Annotated in this window: 2 protein-coding genes and 1 pseudogene; 1 reads left to right on the forward strand and 2 read right to left on the reverse strand. The window is 69.0% G+C overall.

Annotation, left to right across the window (positions count from 1 at the left end; translation table 11 throughout):
* Positions 1-190: 190 nt before the first annotated feature.
* Together ACFV7R_RS46500 and ACFV7R_RS46505 are read right to left on the reverse strand one after the other, a co-directional pair.
* Positions 191-2,494, reverse strand: a complete 2,304-nt coding sequence (locus ACFV7R_RS46500; RefSeq protein ID WP_385276719.1) for a SpoIIE family protein phosphatase — start codon at positions 2,492-2,494, stop codon at positions 191-193.
* Positions 2,495-3,029: 535 nt separating this feature from the next.
* On the reverse strand, positions 3,030-4,019 hold the full coding sequence (locus ACFV7R_RS46505) for a nitrilase-related carbon-nitrogen hydrolase (protein WP_385276722.1): 990 nt from the start codon (positions 4,017-4,019) through the stop codon (positions 3,030-3,032).
* A gap of 906 nt (positions 4,020-4,925) precedes the next feature.
* On the opposite strand from ACFV7R_RS46505, the pseudogene ACFV7R_RS46510 reads away from it, so the two are divergent.
* Positions 4,926-5,735, forward strand: a pseudogene (locus ACFV7R_RS46510) (IS110 family transposase); the annotation flags it as partial.
* Positions 5,736-5,825 lie beyond the last annotated feature (90 nt).

Consider the following 5,825-nt stretch of genomic DNA (forward strand, 5'->3'; position numbering starts at 1 on the left):
AAGCGGGCGACCAGGACATCCAAAACCGTTCGGGATGTCCGCAGTGACCAGGTATGGGTCCAAGACTCACTCCTGCTCACTGATTAGGAACGGTCTGTCAAACGTTCTATTTACAGTCCCAGACCGGGCCCACACCACGGCACGACCAGCCCGTCCAGTGATGAGCGCCGGTACTCTGCGCCGGAACCTTTCAAGCAGAGCCCGTTGACACCTGTGCCGGTTGCTCTGCCCACACGGTCTTTCCCTGCGCCTGGTAGCGGGTGCCCCACTGGTCGGTGAGGCTTGCGATGATGAACAACCCCCGGCCTGTCTCGTCGACGGTGCGGGCGTGTTTCACGTGCGGAGCGCTGGGCGCGGCATCGGTGACCTCGCAGGTCAGCATCCGGTCCAGGATCAGGCGGAGTTGCAGGGGCGGAGCGCCGTAGCGGACCGCGTTGCCGACGAGCTCGCTGACGATGAGTTCGGTGGTGAACACGGTTTCCTCGTCCATGCCCCAAGCCTGCAGCCGGCGGCGGGCGGCGTTGCGGGCGATCGGTGCGGCCTCGGGGTTCGCCGGCAGCGAGTGGGTCAGTACCCGGTCTTGGGGCAGCGCCTTGGTGCGGGCGAGCAGCATCAATGTCTCGCCCGTCCCATGGACGTCTGTGAACGCGTGCGCGATGCTGTCGCGCAGGTCCGGCAGAGGCCTGGAGTGGGCGACGTCCAGGAGCGGGCGCAGGGAACCGGATGGCGCCAGCACCTTGTCCGCGAGCGCGGCCGTGGCCATCGCCAAGGTGCTTCCTTCGGGGAGGCTGACGGTGGTCGCCGGGAACGGGGCGGTGTCCCTTCCGGCGAGTGGAGGACCTGCGGGGACGGGCAGGCCGACCGAGGTTCCGTCGGGAAGGACGGCGACGGGCTCGGGGAGGCCGGCGCGGGCGATGGTGCAGGTGAGGTCGACCGGGTCGTAGATCGCGATGGCGCAGCCGGCGGTGAGCGGCTCACGGTTCAGGGGGTCCATGGGAGGCAGGGCGGCGCGCGCGGCGGCGAGACGGGCTGTGGTGTCGCTCAAGCGGGCCAGCAGCTCGTCGGGCTGCAGGTCCAGGGCGGCGAGTGTGTGGACGGCCGTACGCAGGAGTCCCATCATGATCGCTGCGGGAATGCCCTGCCCTGCCACGTCGCCGACGATCAGCGCGGTCCGTGCGCCGGGCAGCGCGATCGCGTCGCACCACGCGCCGCCGCCTTCCGGGCCGGGAAGGTGCAGTGGGGAGATCTCCACGGTGGCCTGCGGGACCGGATGCTGGGGGAGGAGACTGCGCTGGACGGTCGACGCGATCATCCACTCGCGCATGTACTGACGGGCGTTGTTGATGCACAGCGCGGCGTGCGCACACATCGCGGACGCCACCGCGACGTCATCCTCTTCGAAGGGGTCTTCTTGCTGGTGGCGGTAGAAGCTGACCACGCCGAGAGCCCGGCCCTGCCAGGCCAATGGTGCCACGATCAGGCAGTGGGCACCGGATCGTTTGATGGCTTCGGCCCGGGCCGGATCGGCGGCAAACCACGAGCTGTCCTCCTCGATGGAGACAAGTCGCGGCCGGAGGTCGGACAGGACGTCCGAGAAGGGAGTGACGGCCGGCAGGGGGCGTACGTCTCCGACCGGATGAGGCGGGAAGTGGCCTTGGAAGGCCGCCCGGCGTAGGGGAAGGTTCCGGCGGACGGGGACCGTGGGAGGGTCCTCTCCGCGGACGACATCTTCGACCACCTCGACGTCGGCGATGCCGGCGAAGGCGGGCACCACCGCATCCACCAGCTCCCAGCAGACATCCATGACGTTCAGCCGGTGCCCCACGCGGGTGCGGACTCTCTCCAGGAGGGCCAGGCGGTTCTGTGCGTTCTCCCGCTCGGTGACATCGATCGTGAACGCCACCAGTCCGAGGACATCGCCGCGGGAGTCCTCCAAGCGGAAGTAGGAGACGGAGTGGCTACGGCACCTGGGCCGGCCTATTGCCGTGACGCCTCGGAGGAGCCGGTTCACCACCGGCTCTCCCCTCTCCAGGACCCTGTGCGCCACGGCGGCTTCTTCCTCCGGGTCCTCGCATTCACACACCTCGGTGAAAGACCTGCCCAGCAGGTGCCTCACCGGCGTGTCACGCGGCCCGCCGGTGGCGGCGCTCATGCGGACCACGTGCAGCTGATCGTCAAGGACGTGCAGCCCCACCGGGGAATGGGCGAACATGGCCTTCAAGATCGCCACGTCCTGCCCCGCCGTGGTGTCCCCTGCTGCGAACACCTGCCACACCACGGAGGTCCCCCGCAGTACCGGCTTGACCAGCACCGCGGCCGCATCCGAGAACCTTTCCAGCCCCTCGTCACCAGCGGCGACCTCACGCATGAGCGCGGTCACCGACTGGCCGACGGCCTGTTCGGCGGTCCACCCGAACAGCTCCTCGGCCGGACGCCCCCACTCGAGCACCCGGCCACTCTCATCGATGAGTACGAGCACGTCACCGCTGGGCATCGGAGAGCACCTCCACCTCCATCCTTACCCACCCGTGTCGACGGGCGCGCTCGCCCGGTGGCTACACCGATCGGCTCAGCCCGCTTCCCACCAGGGCTGTCCCGACCGTGGGCGCCGTCGCCGGCCGGCAGGCGCTGCCACGCCTGGCGGGGCAGGCCGGTGACGACCAGATGCGGACGTCGGCGTCGGGTCGTCGGTGGTCACCGTGTCGGCACCGCACGCGCGACACGGTGTCCTTGTCAGCCACGAGCGGAGGTGTTCGACCTGTCCGTATGCCTCATCGATGTTGACCCAGACGAACGGCACGACCGCATCGACGGCCCGTCGCAGCAGCCACTTCAGGTGCTCGATCTTCGTGGCAGGTATCGAGTCGTCGTTCCCGGCGGCCTGGCGGGCGTGAGGGACCACCGATGGGCCACATGCCACGGTGTGGCTTCTGGCGGAGAAGGCTGATCGTGGTCTACAACCCATCTACCAGGGGCTTCGTCACTTGGTCATCCCGACCGCCCGGTGAGCGAAGCAGGTGGGAAACAGCTCACTGGGCCTTGACGGAACGGTCCTCTTCAACCGCCCGGGCGGTCTGGACCGGCGCATGGGTGCCGCGCTCGTGGAGGTTGGCCCTCGGCGTGCGCTCGATCTGCAGGTTGAGCAGTTCCGGGCGGCTGTAGTGGCCGCGCGCGTCCATCAGGCGCTTGCGCACGTCGATCCGCGCGAAATCCAGGTCGGCGATCACTTCGCCTTCGCCGGACGTCAGCGGCTCGCCGATGATGCGGCCTTCGGGATCGACGATGGCGGTGAAGAAGCCGCCGGAAACCGCGCCGACGGGGCCACCGGTGTCCTTGGCGATCTGCGCCTGCTGGTCGGCGTCGAGCCAGGCGGTGGCATTGACAACGAAGCAGGCCGACTCCAGCGCATGCTGGCGGATGTTGACCTCGATCTGCTCGGCGAACAGCGGGCCGCCGAAGGAGCCGGGATACATCGCGGCGTGGATCTGCTCACCGTCGGCGATCAGGGCATAGCGCGCCAGCGGCAGGTAGTGCTCCCAGCATGCGAGCTGGCCGATGCGGCCGATGGCGCTGTCCACCGCGCGCAGGCCCGAACCGTCGCCCTGCCCCCAGACCATCCGCTCGTGATAAGTCGGCGTGATCTTGCGGCGGCGCTGGATCAGCGTGCCGTCCGCGTCGAACAGCAACTGCGTGTTGTAGAGGGTACCGCCGTCACGCTCGTTGACGCCGATCGAGACGACCATCTGAGCTTCCCGGGCGGCTTCGGCGATCGCGTCGGTCTCGGCAGACGGTACGGTCACCGCCTCCCCGAGCAGACGCAGGTGCTCCTCGGCCATGCTGTAAGGCGGCTGCACGAAGGAGAAGTAGGGGTAGTAGGGAACGACGGTCTCGGGAAAGACCGCGAACTGCACGCCCTTCTTTCCCAATTCGCCGATCTTCTTCACGACCTTCTCGACGGTGCCCGCGCGACTGTAGAGCACGGGGCTGATCTGGACTGCAGCGGCTTTTACGACGGTCATGGTGTGGCTTCCTTGATGCGTGGTCGATGCGAGTTCGCGGCGCTGCGCCCGGTTCGGGGACAGCCACACAGCGGAAGGAGAAGCCGGGACTGTCCGGGAACGGTTTGATGCTGGGCGAGGCGCCGGGGGCGAGTCGGCAGCAGGGGGCAGCGCCAGCGCTGGGGAATCTGCTCACCTCATCCCCGGATACGAGCATATGCTCGTATCTGTTGGGCGGCAAGTATGGACCCTCGGGTCGGGGAGCTGCCTGACCCACCGCTCACCGCCGGCGCCCGAGGGGCCCTCGACGGGTGCGCGCATACTCCTGCCTCCGGTGGTGCGGGGGCAGGCCGGTGTGTCGGCGATCGCCGGCAGGAGGGTGAAGTCGCCGACCGCACTCGACCCCGTCCGGGTGAGTGCGGCTTGCGCACCGGCTCGTCGTGCGCCCGCCGCTGTGGGTCGCGCAGCTGGTCTTGAGGCGCGGGGGCGGCCGCCGGGCCCTGATCACCTCGCGCGCGGGTCGATCCGCCGCGACGTCGCCAGTGGGCGATCGATTCCTCAGGACGGGGCTTCCGAGGGGAACCAGGGGACGCCGGTTCGGGTTCGGGCGAACGCGTTGTCGGCACGTTCCGGCGCCGGCGACGGCAGCAGGCAGGCCCCGCCACCGCACGACGTGGCGGCCAGGTGCCGCGGTGAGGCAGCGACCTACGTCACGGCCTTTGGCCCGGCGGGCCCTCAGGCCCGTGGCTTTCGTTCGGGCGCCGCGGAAGGACGCCGCCTTGTCGGCCCCGGCCAAGCAGGCCTAGGCCGCCCGGCATCCCACGACGACCCGGCCGTAGATCGGGAAGTGCGAGGAAGATCGCTGTGTAAGGCCATGCCGGCGAGGTCGTCCGCGGCACCAACCGCCCGCACGACATCTGGAGCGCGATGAACCGGATCTGGGCCGGCATCGACAGCAGCAAGACCCACCACCACTGCCTGCTACTCAACGAAAGTGGCGAAAGGCTGCTGTCCCGCCGCGTCGCCAACGACGAACCGGAGCTCCTCAAGCTCCTTGACGCCGTATTGGCCCGCGGCGACCAGGTGACCTGGGCCGTGGACATGGCCAGCGGTGAACCCGCCCTGTTACTCGCCCTGCTGGTCAACCACGAGCAGGAAGTCCTCTACATTCCCGGCCGCGTGGTCAACCGGGCCAGTGACGGCTACCGCGGTGAGGGCAAGACCGACGCCCGCGACGCGCTGGTCATCGCCGATCAGGCCCGCCTCCGCCGCGACCTCCAGCCGCTGCGGCCCAGCGAGGAGGCCATCATCGAGCTCCGGCTCCTGACGAACCGCCGCGCCGACCTCGTCCGCGACCGCACCCGTGCCGTCAACCGCCTTCGCTCCACGCTGACCGGCATGTTCCCCGCTCTGGAACGGGCGTTGGTGCTCACCAGCGACGGACCACTCGTCCTGCTGGTCGGCTACCAGACCCCCGCAGCCCTTCGGTGTCTCGGGGTCGCGTGACTCACCCGTTGGTTACGTACTCGGGGCGTCCGCAGTCCGGAGGGGCTGGCGAAGAAGGCCGTGGAGGCCGCTGAGCGGCAGCACACCGCCGTTCCTGGCGAGGCTGTGATCGCCCAGCTCGTCCGGACGCTCGCCCGGGAGGCCCAAGCCTTGAACGTAAAGGTCGCCAAGATCGACCAGCTCATCGAGGCCGGATTCCGGGCCCACGAGCTGGCCGAGGTCGTGGCTAGTGGCTCGTCACGCAGCCTTGGCCGGGTAATCGACCCGCTGCTCGTCGGCCAGCAGACTGTCTCCAAGACCTGATCTTGGAGGTGGTCGTGG

The organism is Streptomyces sp. NPDC059866 (assembly GCF_042731325.1).
Classification (GTDB): domain Bacteria; phylum Actinomycetota; class Actinomycetes; order Streptomycetales; family Streptomycetaceae; genus Streptomyces; species Streptomyces flavusporus.